Annotated in this window: 15 protein-coding genes; 8 read left to right on the forward strand and 7 right to left on the reverse strand. The window is 62.5% G+C overall.

The genetic code is table 11. The features are described from left to right. The first annotated feature begins 44 nt into the window (after positions 1-44). A complete protein-coding gene (locus tag ACN9MY_RS28875) occupies positions 45-743 on the forward strand; it encodes a flagellar brake protein (RefSeq protein WP_426336499.1) in 699 nt (232 codons plus the stop codon). A gap of 31 nt (positions 744-774) precedes the next feature. Here the strand turns inward: ACN9MY_RS28875 and ACN9MY_RS28880 are convergent, their stop codons facing one another. The 6 genes from ACN9MY_RS28880 to recA all read right to left on the reverse strand — a co-directional run bounded on the left by ACN9MY_RS28880 (position 775) and on the right by recA (position 5,963). Continuing rightward, positions 775-1,419 (reverse strand): FHA domain-containing protein, encoded by a 645-nt coding sequence (locus ACN9MY_RS28880; protein WP_426165391.1) that lies wholly within the window; start codon positions 1,417-1,419, stop codon positions 775-777. Between the two features lie 63 nt (positions 1,420-1,482). Next, entirely contained in the window at positions 1,483-2,364 is an 882-nt protein-coding gene (sucD, locus tag ACN9MY_RS28885; RefSeq protein ID WP_155454657.1) for a succinate--CoA ligase subunit alpha, read from the reverse strand. A gap of 13 nt (positions 2,365-2,377) precedes the next feature. Beyond that, complete coding sequence (gene sucC / locus ACN9MY_RS28890) at positions 2,378-3,544, reverse strand: ADP-forming succinate--CoA ligase subunit beta (RefSeq protein WP_426165393.1); 1,167 nt, start codon at positions 3,542-3,544, stop codon at positions 2,378-2,380. Between the two features lie 58 nt (positions 3,545-3,602). Beyond that, a complete protein-coding gene (locus tag ACN9MY_RS28895; RefSeq protein ID WP_426336500.1) occupies positions 3,603-4,169 on the reverse strand; it encodes a DUF2889 domain-containing protein in 567 nt (188 codons plus the stop codon). Between the two features lie 131 nt (positions 4,170-4,300). Next, on the reverse strand, positions 4,301-4,759 hold the full coding sequence (gene recX, locus ACN9MY_RS28900; protein WP_426319427.1) for a recombination regulator RecX: 459 nt from the start codon (positions 4,757-4,759) through the stop codon (positions 4,301-4,303). A gap of 130 nt (positions 4,760-4,889) precedes the next feature. Beyond that, positions 4,890-5,963, reverse strand: a complete 1,074-nt coding sequence (recA, locus tag ACN9MY_RS28905) for a recombinase RecA (RefSeq protein WP_426165399.1) — start codon at positions 5,961-5,963, stop codon at positions 4,890-4,892. 133 nt (positions 5,964-6,096) lie between these two features. Here recA and ACN9MY_RS28910 point away from each other — a divergent pair, with 133 nt between their 5' ends. From ACN9MY_RS28910 to ACN9MY_RS28940, 7 genes are all read left to right on the forward strand, one after another. Continuing rightward, entirely contained in the window at positions 6,097-6,789 is a 693-nt protein-coding gene (locus tag ACN9MY_RS28910; protein ID WP_426165401.1) for a response regulator, read from the forward strand. Next, complete coding sequence (locus tag ACN9MY_RS28915) at positions 6,786-8,303, forward strand: sensor histidine kinase N-terminal domain-containing protein (protein WP_426165403.1); 1,518 nt, start codon at positions 6,786-6,788, stop codon at positions 8,301-8,303. The genes ACN9MY_RS28910 and ACN9MY_RS28915 overlap by 4 nt, the downstream gene beginning before the upstream one ends. Beyond that, positions 8,296-8,565: a DUF4212 domain-containing protein gene (locus tag ACN9MY_RS28920; RefSeq protein ID WP_426165405.1), complete on the forward strand. Its 270-nt coding sequence runs from the start codon at positions 8,296-8,298 to the stop codon at positions 8,563-8,565. Before ACN9MY_RS28915 ends, ACN9MY_RS28920 begins: the two co-directional genes overlap by 8 nt. Beyond that, positions 8,562-10,598 carry a sodium:solute symporter family protein gene (locus ACN9MY_RS28925; RefSeq protein WP_426336501.1) on the forward strand — a complete coding sequence of 679 codons (2,037 nt, stop codon included), beginning with the start codon at positions 8,562-8,564 and terminating at the stop codon, positions 10,596-10,598. The genes ACN9MY_RS28920 and ACN9MY_RS28925 overlap by 4 nt, the downstream gene beginning before the upstream one ends. Before the next feature lie 148 nt (positions 10,599-10,746). Beyond that, positions 10,747-12,717: a S9 family peptidase gene (locus ACN9MY_RS28930; protein ID WP_426336502.1), complete on the forward strand. Its 1,971-nt coding sequence runs from the start codon at positions 10,747-10,749 to the stop codon at positions 12,715-12,717. A 123-nt stretch (positions 12,718-12,840) separates the two neighbouring features. Next, entirely contained in the window at positions 12,841-14,808 is a 1,968-nt protein-coding gene (locus ACN9MY_RS28935; protein ID WP_426165411.1) for an alpha/beta hydrolase family protein, read from the forward strand. A 42-nt stretch (positions 14,809-14,850) separates the two neighbouring features. Beyond that, the gene (locus ACN9MY_RS28940; RefSeq protein ID WP_426165413.1) at positions 14,851-16,065 is read left to right on the forward strand and encodes a 6-phosphofructokinase; all 1,215 of its coding nucleotides are present in this window, start codon (positions 14,851-14,853) and stop codon (positions 16,063-16,065) included. On the opposite strand, the gene ACN9MY_RS28945 is transcribed toward ACN9MY_RS28940, so the two are convergent. Beyond that, positions 16,062-16,955, reverse strand: coding sequence for a LysR family transcriptional regulator (locus ACN9MY_RS28945; protein ID WP_426319433.1), 894 nt, complete (start codon positions 16,953-16,955; stop codon positions 16,062-16,064). The two genes, ACN9MY_RS28940 and ACN9MY_RS28945, sit on opposite strands and share 4 nt — an antisense overlap. Positions 16,956-16,988: the final 33 nt, after the last annotated feature.

The following is a 16,988-nucleotide window of genomic DNA, read 5'->3' on the forward strand; positions in this document are numbered from 1 at the left end:
CTATTGTACAATGGGCAATTGCTCATAAACAGACAATAACGAAGATGGCGGGCGAAAACAAATTGCAGGAATATGCGTTTGAACAGATGAACCTGCAGGTTGGCGGGCGCATCCAGTTGATCACCCATCGCACGCTGCGGCCCATGCAGCATTTCTCGACCGTCATTGGCTGGGTGCGTGACGAGTACATGATCGTCAAGATCCCGATGGAGAACAACGGGCCGATCGCCGTTACCGAGGGCGACAAGCTGACGGTGCGGGTGTTCTCGGGTGTGAATGTCTGCTCCTTCTCGACTGTCGTGCAGCGCGTCTTCCTGCGGCCGCTGATGTATGCGCACGTGGCCTTCCCCAGCGAAATCCAGGGCACCAGCCTGCGCGCGGCAATGCGGGTGAAGGTCGAAATCCCGGCCAAGATGTCGCGCGATGACGGCCATCATGCTTCTGTCTTCCTGGTGAACCTGAGCGTGTCCGGCGCGCTGATCGAATCGGCCCAGCCCTTGAGCCGCGAGGGCGAGACGGTGCAGCTGGACTTTACCCTGCTGGCGCCGCCGGACGACCGGCAAGTGCGCATCAATACCCCGGCGCTGGTGCGCAACGCCACGGTCGCGCAGTCGCAGAAGGGAGACGGGAAGGATGTGTTCAGCTATGGCGTGCAATTCACCGGACTCGATCCGGCACACTTCACCCTGCTGCAAAACCTGACTTACGAGGCCATGCTGGCCGACCGTCAAAAAATCGTCTGACCGGTCCAGGGGACCACTTCAACTTTGAACGTCAGCTGAGGCGGAATGCCATCAGGATGCCGCTGAGGTCGAGGATCTCGCCGCCCTTCAATGGGTGCGGCTGGCGCGGCATCGGGTCGCCGTTCAGCAGGGGCGATTTGTCGCCTTCCACGTGGGCGACGGAATAGCCTTCCAGGGCGCGAGTGATGACCACCACTTGCACGCCTGGCCGGCCCAGGCTGGTGACGGCCTTGGTCAGGCTCAGGGTCTTGCCGGCGTTGCTGCCGTTCAGGACTTCGATATGGGCGAGCGGCAGTTCGGCGAACTGGGTGTTCGGTGCGGCGGCCGGGGCCGATGGCGGAACCGGCATGGCGGGGATGGTCGCGGCGGCGGCCGCCAGGGGACGGATGCCGTCGCTGACGAATTCGAGGTGGTACTTGGCCATCTTGATCACGTCCTTGTTCTGCAGGAAGTGCTTGCCGATGCGGTGGCCGTTCACAAATGTACCATTTGTGCTTTGCAGGTCTTCCAGGAAGGAATCGTCCAGGATGGTGGTGACGAGGGCATGCTCACCACTGACTGCGGGGTGATTCAGGACAATGTCGTTATGCTTATGGCGGCCGACGGTCATGCGCTCCTTGGTGAGCTGCACTGTCTGCTCGATAACACCTTCTCGCATCACGAGTAGTTTTGCCAAATCGATATCCTCCGGGTAAACAAAAACGGGGAGCCGAAGCTCCCCGTTATCATACAGCTACTATTACAGCATTGCCTTCAACAGACGAGCCATTTCGGAAGGATTCTTGGTAACCTTGATGCCGCAGGCTTCCATGATTTCCAGTTTGGCTTGCGCAGTGTCGGCGCCGCCGGAGATCAGCGCGCCGGCGTGGCCCATGCGCTTGCCTGGAGGAGCGGTCACACCGGCGATGAAGCCAACCACTGGCTTCTTCATGTTGTCCTTGATCCAACGGGCTGCGTTGGCTTCGTCCGGACCGCCGATTTCGCCGATCATGATCACAGCGTCGGTGTCAGGATCGTCGTTGAACATGCGCATCACGTCGATGTGCTTCAGGCCGTTGATCGGGTCGCCGCCGATACCCACGGCGGAAGACTGGCCCAGGCCCAGTGCGGTCAGCTGGCCGACTGCTTCATAGGTCAGGGTGCCGGAGCGGGAAACCACGCCGATACGGCCCTTCTTGTGGATGTGGCCAGGCATGATGCCGATCTTGATTTCGTCCGGGGTGATCAGGCCTGGGCAGTTAGGGCCCAGCAGCAGGGTCTTGGAACCTGCTTTAGCCATGCGGTCTTTCACTTCCATCATGTCGCGGACTGGGATGCCTTCGGTAATGCAGATGGCCAGGTCCAGTTCAGCTTCGACGGCTTCCCAGATGGCGGCGGCTGCGCCTGCTGGTGGAACGTAGATCACGGAAACGGTTGCGCCGGTTTCCGAAGCTGCTTCCTTGACGGAGGCGTAGATTGGGATGCCTTCGAAATCTTCGCCGGCTTTCTTAGGGTTCACGCCAGCGACGAAAGCTTCGCGGCCGTTCGCGTAGTCGCGGCACATGCGGGTGTGGAACTGGCCGGTCTTGCCGGTGATGCCCTGGGTGATGACTTTGGTGTCTTTATTGATCAGGATAGACATAGTGATTCCTTAATTATTTACCGGCAGCGGCAGCAACAACGCTCTTGGCTGCATCTTCCATGGTGTCAGCGGAGATGATTGGCAGGCCGGAGTCGGCCAGCATCTTCTTGCCCAGGTCTTCGTTGGTGCCCTTCATGCGGACGACCAGCGGTACTTGCAGGGACACGGCTTTGGATGCGGTGATCACGCCTTCGGCGATCACGTCGCAGCGCATGATGCCGCCGAAGATGTTCACCAGGATCGCTTTCAGGCCTGGGTTCTTCAGCATGATCTTGAACGCTTCGGTGACTTTCTCGGCAGTTGCGCCGCCGCCCACGTCCAGGAAGTTGGCTGGCTCGCCGCCGAACAGCTTGATGGTGTCCATGGTTGCCATGGCCAGGCCGGCGCCGTTCACCAGGCAGCCGATGTTGCCGTCCAGGGAGATGTAGGCCAGGTCGAATTTCGAAGCTTCGACTTCGGCTGGATCTTCTTCGTCCAGGTCGCGGTAAGCAACGATTTCCGGGTGGCGGAACAGGGCGTTGGAGTCGAAGTTGAACTTGGCGTCCAGGGCGATGACCTTGCCGGAACCGGTCAGGATCAGCGGGTTGATTTCAGCCAGGGAAGCATCGGTTTCCCAGTAGGCTTTGTACAGGCCTTGCAGGTTGGTCACCGCGTCGGCGATCGAGCCTTCCGGCACGCCGATCTTGGCGGCGATGCCGGCGGCTTCAGCGTCGGTCAGGCCGACGGCTGGATCGATAGCGATCGAGTGGATTTTTTCCGGGTGCGATTCAGCGACTTCTTCGATGTCCATGCCGCCTTCGGAGGAAGCCATCAGGACTACGCGCTGGGTGACGCGGTCGGTCACCAGGGAAACGTACAGTTCCTTCTTGATGTCGGCACCTTCTTCGATCAGCAGGCGGCGGACTTTCTGGCCTTCAGGGCCGGTCTGGTGGGTCACCAGCTGCATGCCCATGATCTGGTCGGCGTACTCTTTCACCTGTTCCATGGTCTTGGCAACTTTCACGCCGCCGCCTTTACCACGGCCACCTGCATGGATCTGTGCCTTCACGACCCACACTGGGCCGCCCAGGGTTTCAGCAGCTTTCACTGCCTCTTCCACGGACATGCACGGAATGCCGCGCGGTACGGTCACTCCGAACTTTCGGAGGATTTCTTTGCCTTGATACTCATGGATTTTCATGCTGGCTTTCCCTTCTTTCGAATACCTGTTTGTTGGTTAGATGTATTTTGTACAGCACCTAGGCTGCTTCCGTCTTGTTGACGTACCAGCGTGGGTAGAACTCGGCAACTGCCCCGCCATCGGTCTTGAGGGCGTGGCACTTGTCAAGTTGGAACGGTTTTTCTGTCGCAGTGCTGGAGCGCTCGTTCACTGGCCAGACATCGTTGGCAAAGGCTTGCACGGCTGCCGTCGGCAGCACCAGGGCCAATTCTGTCAGGTGGGTACAGCCTTGTACGCCGGCCAGCCTTTCCTTGACTGCATGGCGAAAACCCTTCATCAGGTTCAGGCCGATCAAGGCTTTGTAGGCAGGGCCGATCGTGTTGCAATGGCCAGGATAGGGAGCAGCGTCCGAACTTGCTTCGGCATCGACGATGGTCAGCTGCTTATCGACGGTCACGCGCAGCCACAGGTCGTGCAGGGCTTCGTTGCCCTTGCGCGGGCCCGATGCCAGCATGGTGTCGAAGGATTTGATGTCCGTGATATGGGCGTCAAGATCCCACAGGCCATCCTCGCGTGAATACGCCTGGATGTCTATGGCGCGCGTATGCCGCAGCGCACGTCGGGAGACTGGATTTGACAAGGACATAAGACCGATGCCACTCAAAAGTGGCCAAAATTATAAGCAGCTAATCAGTACGCCGCAGCTTCTACGGACAACCACCGCACCCGCGGTGCTGCATAAAACTCTCGAAGTGTAGCACACCTTGTCAGGCCAATTTAAAAGTCCTCGTCGGGCATGGTGCCCTTCATGGCGGTGCGGATGGCCTTTTGTGAGAAGCCGCGCGACATGAGGAAGCGCAATTGCTTCTGGCGGCCTTCGGGATCTTCGGCCACTTCGCCGAATTTGCGGCGCCACACTTCGCAGCAGCGCTCGACTTCGTCTTCTTTCAGGCTTTCCTTGACTTCGGCCAGCATCTCGCCGCCGATGCCGTGGTGCTGCAGTTCGGCCACGATGCGGCTGTTGCCATAGCGGGCGGCGCGGCGGTGCACCAGGTTTTCGGAGAAGCGCTCTTCAGAGAGCCATTTGTTTTGCTCGAGGAAGTTGAGCAGGGCTTCGATGTCGTCGCCCTCTTCCGCGTGGCGTTGCAGCTTGCGGGCGAGTTCGAGGCGGCTGTGCTCGCGCTGGCTGAGCAGGCGCAGGGCACGGGCTTTTAGGGTGGGTTTGGGGAGGGGCATCTGTTAAACCGGTAAACCGATGTCTGACCCGCAGGGTCAGACACCTTCTGATCTACGGCCTGTGGCTCCGGCATACCAGTGTCTGACCCTGCGGGTCAGACGGGACGGCCATCCGGCTGCCTTACCGGTTTTAGTCGACCGCGCGCAGCTTCGGCGCTTCTTCGCCATCATCGGAAACGGCCGGCAGCTCACGCACGCCCAGCGCCGCACGTACCTTGTTCTCGATTTCACGCGCCAGTGCCGGACGCTCCTTGAGGAAGGAACGGGCATTGTCCTTGCCCTGGCCGATACGCTCGCCGCCGTAGCTGTACCAGGAACCCGACTTCTCGACGATCTTGGCTTCCACGCCCAGGTCGATGATTTCGCCTTCGCGCGAGGTGCCTTCGCCATACAGGATGTCGAAGTGGGCTTCCTTGAACGGCGGCGCAATCTTGTTCTTGACCACCTTGACCTTGGTCTCGTTGCCGATCACCTCGTCGCCCGACTTGATCGAGCCGGTACGGCGGATGTCGAGGCGCACGGAAGCGTAAAACTTCAGGGCATTGCCGCCGGTGGTGGTTTCCGGCGAGCCGAACATCACGCCGATCTTCATGCGGATCTGGTTAATGAAGATTACCAGGGTGTTGGTGCGGTTGATGGTGCCGGTCAGCTTGCGCAGCGCCTGGGACATCAGTCGCGCCTGCAGGCCCGGCAGGGAGTCGCCCATATCGCCTTCGATTTCGGCTTTCGGGGTCAGCGCGGCAACCGAGTCGACCACGATCAGGTCCACGGAACCGGAGCGCACCAGCGCGTCGCAGATTTCCAGGGCCTGTTCGCCGGTATCCGGCTGGGAGATCAGCAGCTCGTGCAGGTTGACGCCCAGTTTTTGGGCATACACCACGTCCAGCGCGTGTTCCGCGTCGATGAAGGCGCAGGTGCCGCCCATTTTCTGCATTTCAGCGATGGCTTGCAGGGTCAGGGTGGTTTTACCGGAAGATTCAGGACCGTAGATTTCCACCACACGGCCGCGTGGCAGGCCGCCTACGCCCAGCGCGATATCCAGGCCCAGGGAGCCGGTGGAGACAGTCTGCACTTCCTCGATCGGGGCGGATGCGTCCATGCGCATCACGGAGCCTTTGCCAAACTGCTTTTCAATCTGGGCCAGTGCGGCCGCCAGGGCCTTGGCTTTTTCCGATGCAGGTACTGCGCCTTTTTTGTCGTCCATGATGTTCTTTCGCGGGCTAAATGAATTGGGTCACTACGTTGTACAGGTGGTACTGTATAAAATTACAGTGCTTTTGACAAGCCCCTTTTTGCAAACTTTGCGAAAAGTCAAACGGCTGGAGTACAGTGTCCTTATGCGTATCCTATTAGCCGAAGATGACAGCGTCCTCGCGGACGGCCTGACGCGCTCCCTGCGCCAGTCCGGCTATGCGATCGACTGCGTAAAAAACGGGCAGGAGGCGGACACGGCCCTGTCCACCCAGGAATTCGACCTGCTGATCCTGGACCTGGGCCTGCCCAAGATGTCCGGGCTGGAAGTGCTGCGCCGCCTGCGCACGCGCGGCTCGCTGCTGCCGGTGCTGATCCTGACCGCCGCCGATTCGGTCGAGCAGCGGGTCAACGGCCTCGACCTGGGCGCCGACGATTACATGGCCAAGCCGTTCGCGCTGTCCGAGCTGGAAGCGCGGGTGCGCGCCCTGACCCGGCGCGGCCAGGGCGGCGGCTCCACCGTCGTCAAGCACGGCCCCCTCACCTACGACCAGGTCGGGCGCAGCGCCTATATCAACGAGCAGATGCTGGACCTGTCGGCGCGTGAACTGGGCCTGCTGGAAATCCTGCTGGCGCGCACCGGGCGCCTGGTGTCGAAAGAACAGCTGGTGGACCACCTGTGCGAATGGGGCGAAGAGGTCAGCAACAACGCCATCGAGGTGTACGTGCACCGCCTGCGCAAGAAGATTGAAGTGGGCGGCATCCGCATCGCCACCGTGCGCGGGCTCGGCTACTGCCTGGAGAAATTCAACCCGCCGCAACCGCCGGCTGCACCGTGAACGGCGAGCAGCAGGCCGCCGACTGGGACCATGCCCCGGCCGCCGAAGAGAACGAGATCCAGCACTCGCTGTTCGGCGAGATCCTCGACTGGATGCTCGCTCCCCTGCTGCTGCTGTGGCCAATGAGCATCGCCATCACCTACCTGGTGGCGAAGTCGATCGCCAACCAGCCCTTCGACCATGCGCTGGAAGACACCGTCACCGTGCTCACGCAGCAGGTGCGCGAAGTGGCCGGCGTGATTCCCCGCCTGCCCGGCCCGGCGCGCGACATCCTGCGTGCCGACGACGTGGACAATATCTATTACCAGGTCAGCAGCCCGACCGGCGCCCACGTCGACGGCGACCGCGACCTGCCGCCGCCGCCGAAGCAGGATCCCGAGCTGCAGGACATCCGCGCCGGCGCGGTCCTGTTCCGCAACTCCACCCTGCACGGCACGCCGATCCGCATCGCCTGGACCTGGGTCAACCTGGAAGAAGACAAGGCGCAGCCGCAGCGCCTGGCCCTGGTGCAAGTCGGCGAAACGCTGGAAAAGCGCGCCAAGCTGGCCAATGAAATCATCAAGGGCGTGATCCTGCCGCAGTTCATCATCCTGCCGATCGTGCTGGCCCTGGTGTGGTTTGCGCTGTCGCGCGGGCTGCTGCCGCTGCGTGAACTGCAGGAGCGCATCCGCGCCCGCCCGTCGGACGACCTGAGCCCGATCCCGCCGCGCCAGGTGCCGGAAGAAATCACGCCGCTGGTCAAGTCGCTCAATGAAATGCTGGAGCGCCTCAAACTGTCGATCGATTCGCAAAAGCGTTTCATCGCCGACGCTGCGCACCAGATGAAAACCCCGCTGGCCGGCATGCGCACCCAATCGGAACTGGCGCTGCGCCAGACCGACCAGGCCGAGGTGCACCGTTCGCTGGAACAGCTGGCCAAGTCGTCGCAGGCGGCCACCCGCCTGGTCAACCAGCTGCTGGCACTGGCACGCGCCGAGAACCAGCCGCAGGCCGGCACCGCGATGGAGCCGCTGGAGCTGGGCGAAGTGGCGCGCAGCACGGTGCACGACTGGGTGCAGGCGTCCTTCAACTACGGCATCGACCTTGGCTATGAACCGCCGACCGAGGACGTGCCGATTTCCGGCAACGCGATGATGCTGCGCGAGATGCTGTCCAACCTGATCGACAATGCCTTGCGCTACACGCCGCGCGGCAGCGCCGTCACGGTGCGCGTGCGCCGCACAGGCAGGCATGCCCTGCTCGAAGTAGAAGACAACGGCCCCGGCATCCCGGCGGCGGAACGCGGCCATGTGTTCGAGCGCTTCTACCGCATCCTGGGCAGCAATACCGAGGGCTCCGGCCTGGGCCTGCCGATCGTGCGCGAAGTGGCGCAGCAGCACGATGCGGAAGTCGACCTGTTCGCCAACCCGCGCACCACCGACCCGAAATATCCGGGCTGCCTGTTCCGCGTGACGTTCCCGCTGCGCGTGCCGGACACGCCGCCCGAAGAAGAAGAGGTACCGCATTTTGGATAAGCTCGAGCGCCACTGGCGCCGCGTACGCCGCATGACCGGCTGGCTGCTGGCCACCTGGCTGCTCACCACGTTCTGCATCATTTTCTTCGCGCGCGAATTGAGCGGGCTGTCGATCTTCGGCTGGCCGCTGTCGTTCTACCTGGCGGCGCAAGGCGCTTCGCTGATCTACCTTGCCATCATCGGCTTCTATGCCTGGCGCATGCGCGCGCTGGAGCGGCGCTATAGAAGCGAGCAGTTGCGCGAAAGCGGGGGCCAGGCATGAGGACGCCCTTCTTCCGCAAGCTGCAGCGCTACTACACGATCTTTACCGGCTGCTTCGCCATGTTCCTGCTCGCGCTGGCGATGCTGGAAAAGGAAGGCATGCCGCGCCTGTGGATCGGCTACCTGTTCATGTTCGCCACCATCATCCTGTACGCGGCGATCGGGGTGATCAGCCGCACTTCCAACGTGGCGGAGTATTACGTGGCGGGAAGGCGAGTGCCCTCGCTGTTCAACGGCATGGCCACGGCGGCCGACTGGATTTCGGCCGCGTCCTTCATTTCGCTGGCCGGTGGCCTGTACCTGCACGGCTTCGACGGCCTGGCCTACATCATGGGCTGGACCGGCGGCTACTGCCTGGTGGCGCTGCTGATCGGGCCCTACCTGCGCAAGTTCGGCCAGTACACGATCCCCGACTTTTTCGCGGCGCGCTACGGCGGCGGCTACAACGGCCGCGCCGTGCGGCTGATGGCTGTCGGCGCCACCATCATCGTTTCCTTCACCTACGTGGTGGCGCAGATCTACGCTGTGGGACTGATCGCTTCGCGCTTTACCGGCGTCGATTTCTCGGTCGGCATCTTCCTCGGCCTGGCGTCGATCCTGGTGTGCTCCTTCCTGGGCGGCATGCGGGCCATTACCTGGACGCAGGTGGCGCAGTACATCATCATCCTGGTGGCCTTCCTGATGCCGGCCATGTGGCTGGCGGTCAAGCACGGCGGCAATCCGGTACCGCAGGTCGCCTACGGCAAGCTGCTGCCCAAGCTCAGCGCACGCGAGACACAGCTGGCGCGCGACGAGAAAGAGGCCGAGGTGCGCGAAGTGTTCCTGCAGCGCGCCGACGATTTCGGCGTGCGGCTGCACGGCTTGCCCGCCTCTTGGGATTCGGGCCGGCTCGAGGCGCAGCACAACCTGGACATGGTCAAGCAGCGCAATGGCTCGCTGCTGGAAATCCGCGCTGCAGAACGGGCACTGGCCAACTATCCGAAAACCGTGGAAGACGCGGCCGTCGTGTGGACCGCGCAGCGTAACTACAACCTGGCGCGCGGACGCGAACTGGTGAAGCACGCCGAGCCTTTTCCCGGCGCCGACCGCGAGCAGTCGGACCAGAAGCGCAACAACTTCCTGGCGCTGGTGTTCTGCCTGATGGTGGGCACGGCGGCCCTGCCGCATATCCTGATGCGCTCCTACACCACGCCTTCGGTGCAGGCGACGCGGGTGTCGGTGTTCTGGACCCTGTTCTTCATCCTGCTGGTGTACCTGACCATCCCGGCGCTGGCGGTGCTGGTCAAGTACGACATCTACAGCTCGCTGGTGGGCAGCGACTTCGCCCACCTGCCGACCTGGGTCTCCTACTGGGCCAATGTGGACAAGACCAGCCCGCTGCTGTCGATCAGCGACATCAACCTGGACGGCATTGTGCAGCTGGCGGAAATCCAGATCGACAGCGACGTGCTGGTGCTGGCCACGCCCGAGATTGCCGGCTTGCCGTATGTGGTGTCGGGACTGGTGGCGGCAGGCGGGCTGGCGGCAGCGCTGTCGACCGCCGACGGCCTGCTGCTGGCGATCTCGAATGCGCTTTCGCATGACGTGTACTACAAGATCGTCGACCCGCAGGCATCGACCCAGAAGCGGGTGACGATTTCCAAGCTGCTGTTGCTGGCTGTGGCCTTCATTGCCGCCTATGCCGCCTCGACCAAGCCGGGCGACATCCTGTCCCTGGTGGGGGCCGCCTTCTCGCTGGCAGCATCGACGCTGTTCCCGGCCCTGGTGGCCGGCGTGTTCTGGCAGCGCGCCAACCATCAGGGCGCAATGGCCGCGATGGTGGCCGGCTTCTTCACCTGCCTGTACTACATGCTGCATGCCAACCCGGTACTGGGCGGCAGCCTCAGCGGGCAGTGGTTCGGCATTGCCGCCAATTCGGCCGGCGTGTTTGGCGTGCCGGCCGGCCTGGCAACGCTGGTGGCAGTCAGCCTGCTGACGCCGGCGCCGGATGCGCGCACCTTGTCGCTTGTGCGCCACATCCGCACGCCAGAATAAACGAATGTTACATTTGGCTAGTAGTTATGATTGCCAATAGAGTAACATTCGTTTCCTGTGAATATCCCATCGCACGCTCTGGAGATGCTGCTGCCGCAGCAGCATCCCCACTAGAAGCCTTCGCCGACAACCCCTGCATTCTTCTCCAATGATCAAGTATTTCCTGGCCGGACTGGCTACCGTGGCCGGACTGGCCCAGGCTGCGCCGCCAGCCCAGCATTTCTTCGAAGCGGCGCGCTACAAGGAAGCCCGGCTCTCGCCGAGCGGCCGCTACCTGGCGCTGCGCGTCGGCAGCAACGAGACCCGCGATTCGCTGGCTGTGATCGATACCGACACTTTGCAAGTGGTGAGCACCAAACGGCTGGCCGAATACGACGTTGGCCACATCCGTTGGGTCAACGATGAGCGCCTGGTCTATACCGTCACGGACAAAGACGCGGCGCCGGGGGACCGTCGCGTTGCCCCGGGACTCTATGCCATGAGCCGCGACGGCAAGGAAACGCGCCAGCTGGCTGAACACCACGGCGGCAATCAAAGCACAGGTTCGCATATCAAGTCGCGGCTGGAGCCATGGAATACTTACCTGATGGATGAGGATGGCGCCCAGGATTCCACCATCATCTACGTCGAGCGCCCGATCTGGACGGCGAAGGCTGGCTACGACATCGAGCGTACCGAACTGGTCAAGCTCGACACCGCGAGCGGCCAATCCAGCGTGCTGTCCCATCCAGGCATATCGCAGGGCTGGATGCTGGACCACAAGGGCGTGCCGACGATCATGGTGTCTTCGAAAGACGGCAATGAGACCATCAATTACCGCGACGCTGGCGGCGAATGGCGCGACGTCGCGACCCAGGCAACCTACGGCAGCAGCTCACAAGGCCTGTCGCCGATCGGTTTCTATGACGACAAGCGCCTGCTGGTCAGGACCCGCAAGAACGGCGACAAGGCCGCGCTGTACCTGATGGACCTCGGCACGGGCAAGATCGATGCCGAGCCATTGGTGGCGATGGCGGACTTCGACTTCAACGGCCGCATGGTGTATTCCCAGCAGCGCCTGGTCGGCATCCATTACCTGGCCGACGCCCGCTCCAGCGCCTGGTTCGACCCGGCGCTGCAAGCGGCGCAGAAAGAAGTGGACCGGCAATTGGCTGGCCTGGTGAACATCATCACTCCGCCGACGCACCCGGACAGCGCCTGGATGCTGGTAGCCAGCTACTCGGATCGCCAGCCGCGCTTCTATTCCCTGTACAACAGCAACACCCGTGAAGTCAAAGGCCTGGGTGGCACGCACCCGGACATCAAGGCCGCCGAAATGGGCGCCCAGGACATCGTCAAGTACCGCGCCCGCGACGGGCTGGAGATCCCGGCCTGGCTGACATTGCCGGCCAAGGGCGGCAAGAAGCTGCCGATGGTGGTGCTGGTCCATGGCGGGCCTTATGTGCGCGGCAGTGAATGGGGCTGGGATGCCGATGGGCAGTTCCTTGCCTCGCGCGGTTACGCCGTGCTCGAGCCGGAATTCCGCGGTTCCACCGGCTACGGCCTGAAGTTGTTCAATGCAGGCCGGAAGCAATGGGGCTTGAAAATGCAGGACGATATTGCCGACAGCGTCAAGTGGGCGGTGGACAAAGGCATCGCCGATCCTGGGCGCGTGTGCATCATGGGCGGCAGCTATGGCGGTTACGCCACGCTGATGGGCCTGGTCAACGATCCAGGCGTTTATCGCTGCGGCATCGCGTACGCGGCCGTCACCGACATCCCCCTGCTGTACGACAGCGGCATGGCCGTCCTGTCCGACCTGCCACCCGATTACAAGACCTACGGGGTGCCGGTGCTGGTGGGCGACCTGGAAAAAGACGCCGCGCAGTTCACTGCAACTTCGCCGCTGAAGCAGGCGGCACGCATCAAGCGCCCGCTGCTGCTGGCGCATGGCACGGATGATCGCCGCGTCCCCTTCCCGCACTACACCAAGCTGCGCAGCGCGCTGCAGGAGGCCAAGGCCGATGCCGAATTTGTTGAATACATCGGCGAAGGCCACGGCTGGAGCACGTTGAAGACCCGTCTCGACTTCTGGGGCCGGGTCGAGAAATTCCTCGACAAGCATATCGGCCAGAAATGATAGGGCAAGCCGTGGCGGACCCGGTTCGCCCGCCACGGATCAAGGGGAAAGTTACATTTGGCTAGTTTTTAAAGCTTGCCATTCCAGTAACATACATTTCCCACAACAGTATTGGCAGCAAGCATGATGATCAAGCATTTTCTTCTGTCCCTGGCCGCCGTCGGCGGCCTGGCGCACGCGGCCCCGCCGCTGCAGCAATTCTTCGAACCGGCCCAATTCAAGAACGCAGTCCTGTCGCCGAGCGGTCGCTACGTGGCACTGCGCGTCGGTAACAGCACCATGCGGGACGGCATGGTCATCATCGACAGTGAAAGCCAGGCCACAGTCGGCGGTGCTCGCCCGAGCGAATATGATATTGGCGATATCCGCTGGGTTAACGACAAGCGCTTGGTGTATAGCGTGTACAACATGAAACGCAAATCGGGCGAGGACTATTTTGCCCCCGGCCTGTACGCCGTTGACCGCGATGGCAAGAACACGCGCCAGCTGGTCTCTCACGACTGGACCTCAATCAACGACAAAATGGTCCGTGTCGAGCCGTGGAGTACCTATTTGATGAACGAAGAGGGCGCACAGGATTCGGATTTCATCTACATGCGTCGCCTCGAGTGGAAAGACCATTTCGTCGAACGCACCGACTTGGTCAAGTTGAACACTTCGACCGGGCAGGCCACCCTGGTCAATAGGCCTGCAGCTGCGAAAAGCTGGTTGCTGGACCAAAAGGGCGCCCCCAACGTCATGGTGTCCAGCAAAGAAGGCATGGAAACTGTCCACTATCACGACCCCGCCAGCGGCACATGGCGCGCCTTGGGCACCTTCCCGGCCTTCGACAGCGGTGAAGGCGGCGTTGCACCAATCGGCTTCGTCGACGAACAGCAAATGCTGGTCAAGGCCCGATTGAAAGATGACAAGGCTGCGCTGCACACCATGGACCTGAGCAACGGCAAGGTTGACCCGGCGCCGCTGGTCTCGCTGAGCGACTACGACTTCAGCGGCGAAGTGGTGTACTCGAACAAGCGCTTGCTTGGTATCCATTACCTGGCTGACGCGCGCAGCAGTCTCTGGTTCGACGCGGGCATGAAGGCGGCCCAGGCCGACGTGGACAAGAAGCTGGCAGGCACGGTGAATTTGATCACCCCGCCGGCAGCGCCGGAAGTGCCATGGCTGCTGGTTGAAAGTTATTCCGATCGCCAGCCGCGCACCTTCTCGCTATACAACAGCAAGACCGGCCAGTTGAAAGTGATTGGCGTGAGCCGGCCCGACATCAACCCAGCTGAAATGGGGCGCCAGGAACTGGTCAAGGTCAGTGCCCGCGACGGCATGCAGATCCCGGCCTGGCTGACAAAGCCGGCCAAAGGCGGCAACAAGCTGCCGATGGTAGTGCTCGTGCATTGGGGCCCGTACGTGCGCGGCAATGAATGGGGCTGGGACGCCGACGCCCAGTTCCTCGCCTCGCGCGGCTACGCCGTGCTGGAACCGGAATACCGCGGTTCGACCGGCTTCGGTTACAAGTTGTTTGCCGCGGGCCTCAAGCAATGGGGCCTGAAAATGCAAGACGATATCGCCGACAGCGTCAAGTGGGCTGTTGAAAAAGGCATTGCAGACCCTGCCCGTGTTTGCATCATGGGTAGCAGTTATGGGGGCTACGCTGCCCTAATGGGCCTGGTCAACGACCCTGGGTTGTACCGCTGCGGTATTGCCTACCAGGCTATCACCGACCTTCCGCTGATGTATGACGGCGGCATGTCCTTGCGTGGCGACCGGCAGGGCGATTACAAGACCAACGACGTGCCGATGCTGGTGGGTGACCTGAAAAAGGATGCCGCGCAGTTAGCGGCGACATCGCCCCTGAAACAGGCGGCCCGCATCAAGCGTCCGATTCTGCTGGCACATGGCACTGACGACCTCCGGGTCCCTTACGCGCACTTCAGTAAAATGCGCTGGGAACTGGACGATGCCAAGGCCAATGCCGAATACGTGAAATACGAGGGGGAAGACCACTGGTTCACCCTCAAGACCCGCCTCGACTTCTGGGGCCGGGTCGAGAAATTCCTCGACAAGCATATCGGCGCGGGGGCAAAAACGGAGTAAGCTGGCGGCTCGTCCGTCACTCACTTCGAAGGAGGCAGCGCGATGTCGTCTGGCAAAATCCTGGTCGCACAAGGGGGCGGTCCGACCGCCGTGATCAACCAGTCGCTGGTCGGCGTCGTGCTCGAAGCGCGCCGCTTCCGCAACGTGACGCGCATCTACGGTGCGCTGCACGGCGTGCGCGGCATCGTCAACGAGGACTTCGTCGACCTGACGCAGGAGACCAGCCATAACCTGGAACTGGTCGCCGCCACCCCTTCCTCCGCCCTCGGTTCCACACGCGACAAGCCGGACCTGAAGTACTGCGAAGAGATCTTCAAGGTGCTGAAGGCGCACGAGATCGAACACTTCTTCTACATCGGCGGCAACGATTCCTCGGATACCGTGCGCATCGTGGCCGAGCAGGCGCAGGCTGCCGGCTATCCGCTGCGCGCCATCCACATCCCCAAGACCATCGACAACGACCTGGTGGGCAATGACCACACGCCGGGTTTCCCCTCCGCTGCGCGCTTTGTGGCACAGGCCTTTGCCGGCGCCAACCTGGATAACGCTTCGCTGCCGGGCGTGTACGTGGGCGTGGTCATGGGCCGCCATGCCGGCTTCCTGACGGCAGCTTCCGCACTGGGCAAGAAATTCCCGGACGATGGGCCGCACCTGATCTACCTGCCGGAGCGCGTATTCTCGATCGAGCAGTTCCTGGCCGACGTCAAGGACACTTACGCGCGCTACGGGCGCTGCGTGGTGGCGGTGTCGGAGGGCATCCACGATGCATCCGGCGCGCCGATCGCCACCTTGCTGGCGAAGGAAGTGGAGCGCGATGCGCATGGCAACGTGCAGCTGTCCGGCACCGGCGCGCTGGCCGACCTGCTGTGCGACGAGATCAAGGACAAGCTGGGCATCAAGCGCGTGCGCGGCGATACTTTCGGCTACCTGCAGCGCTCCTTCATCGGTTGCGTGTCCGACGTGGACCAGCGCGAGGCGCGCGAAGTGGGCGAGAAGGCCGTGCAGTTCGCCATGTGGGGCGACCGCAACGGCTCGGTGGCGATCAAGCGCACCGGCTTCTATTCGGTCGACTATGAGCTGATGCCGCTGGAAGCGGTGGCAGGCAAGACGCGCACCATGGAAGACGAATTCATTGACGAGAAAGGCACCGGCGTGACCGATGCCTTCCGCATGTACCTGCGCCCCCTGCTCGGCTCCGGCATGCCGGACGCTTACCGCCTGCGCCCGGCGCCGGTGCCGAAGATCCTCAAGCGTTAGAGCATCGCCGGCAATTCCGCCGCCAGGAAGTCGGACAGGGCGCGCACCTTGGTCTGCAGGTGGCGGTTGCCGGGATAAACGATGTAGGCCACGCGCGGTTGCAAATGCCAGGCCGGCAGGACGCGTTCCAGCGCGCCGTGGGCCAGCATCGGCCGGGCAATGAAGGATGGCAGCGAACCGATGCCCTGCCCGGCCGCCAGCATCTGTCCCAGCATCAGGCTGTTGTCCAGCCACATGCGCACCGGCGGCTCGATTTCGACCGTCCCTCCCTCGCCATCCAGCCGCCACAGGCCGGGCGCTTCCGCCAGGCGGAAGGCCAGGGCGCGGTGGGCAAGCAGGTCGTGCGGCTCCTGCGGCGCGCCGTGTTCTCGCAGGTAGCTGGGGGAGGCGCATAGCCATTGCTCCACCTTGCCGGCCGAACGTACCACCAGCGAGGAATCGGGCAGCGTGGTGCGCACGCGCAGCGACAGGTCGAAGCCTTCCGCCACTACGTCGAGCAAGCGGTCCGCCATGGTCAGCTCGACGTCGATCTCGGGATACTGGTCCATGAAACGCGCCAGCAGCGGCGGCAGCACCACCAGGCTGAGCGACATCGGTGCGTTGATACGCACGCGCCCTTTCATGGCGGCCTGCTCGCCGCTGGTGCTGCGTTCAAGCTCCTCCAGTTCGTCGAGCAGGCGGCAGCATTCCTGGAAATAGGCGCGGCCGGTGTCGGTCAGGCTCATGGTGCGCGTGGTGCGCAATAGCAGTGCTGCGTGCAGGCCCTGCTCCAGCCAGCGCACCTGCTTGCCGATGCCGGCCGGCGACAGCCCCAGTTCCTCGGCCGCCTTGCTGAAGCTGCCGCGCTCGACCACGCGGCGAAAGGCGTGCATGGCCGCCAGCTTGTCCATTCGATCCTCCTGGTAAAAAGTCTTTATCAAAAA

It is taken from the genome of Pseudoduganella sp. R-31 (assembly GCF_049913235.1).
Lineage (GTDB): Bacteria > Pseudomonadota > Gammaproteobacteria > Burkholderiales > Burkholderiaceae_D > Rugamonas.

Bases quoted from the DNA above. Each gene is read 5' to 3' on its own strand.
- ACN9MY_RS28875 (WP_426336499.1), top strand. From the start codon at position 45: ATGGCGGGCGAAAACAAATTGCAGGAATATGCGTTTGAACAGATGAAC.
- sucD (WP_155454657.1), bottom strand. From the start codon at position 2,364: ATGTCTATCCTGATCAATAAAGACACCAAAGTCATCACCCAGGGCATC.
- sucC (WP_426165393.1), bottom strand. From the start codon at position 3,544: ATGAAAATCCATGAGTATCAAGGCAAAGAAATCCTCCGAAAGTTCGGA.
- ACN9MY_RS28895 (WP_426336500.1), bottom strand. From the start codon at position 4,169: ATGTCCTTGTCAAATCCAGTCTCCCGACGTGCGCTGCGGCATACGCGC.
- recX (WP_426319427.1), bottom strand. From the start codon at position 4,759: ATGCCCCTCCCCAAACCCACCCTAAAAGCCCGTGCCCTGCGCCTGCTC.
- recA (WP_426165399.1), bottom strand. From the start codon at position 5,963: ATGGACGACAAAAAAGGCGCAGTACCTGCATCGGAAAAAGCCAAGGCC.
- ACN9MY_RS28910 (WP_426165401.1), top strand. From the start codon at position 6,097: ATGCGTATCCTATTAGCCGAAGATGACAGCGTCCTCGCGGACGGCCTG.
- ACN9MY_RS28925 (WP_426336501.1), top strand. From the start codon at position 8,562: ATGAGGACGCCCTTCTTCCGCAAGCTGCAGCGCTACTACACGATCTTT.
- ACN9MY_RS28930 (WP_426336502.1), top strand. From the start codon at position 10,747: ATGATCAAGTATTTCCTGGCCGGACTGGCTACCGTGGCCGGACTGGCC.
- ACN9MY_RS28935 (WP_426165411.1), top strand. From the start codon at position 12,841: ATGATGATCAAGCATTTTCTTCTGTCCCTGGCCGCCGTCGGCGGCCTG.
- ACN9MY_RS28940 (WP_426165413.1), top strand. From the start codon at position 14,851: ATGTCGTCTGGCAAAATCCTGGTCGCACAAGGGGGCGGTCCGACCGCC.
- ACN9MY_RS28945 (WP_426319433.1), bottom strand. From the start codon at position 16,955: ATGGACAAGCTGGCGGCCATGCACGCCTTTCGCCGCGTGGTCGAGCGC.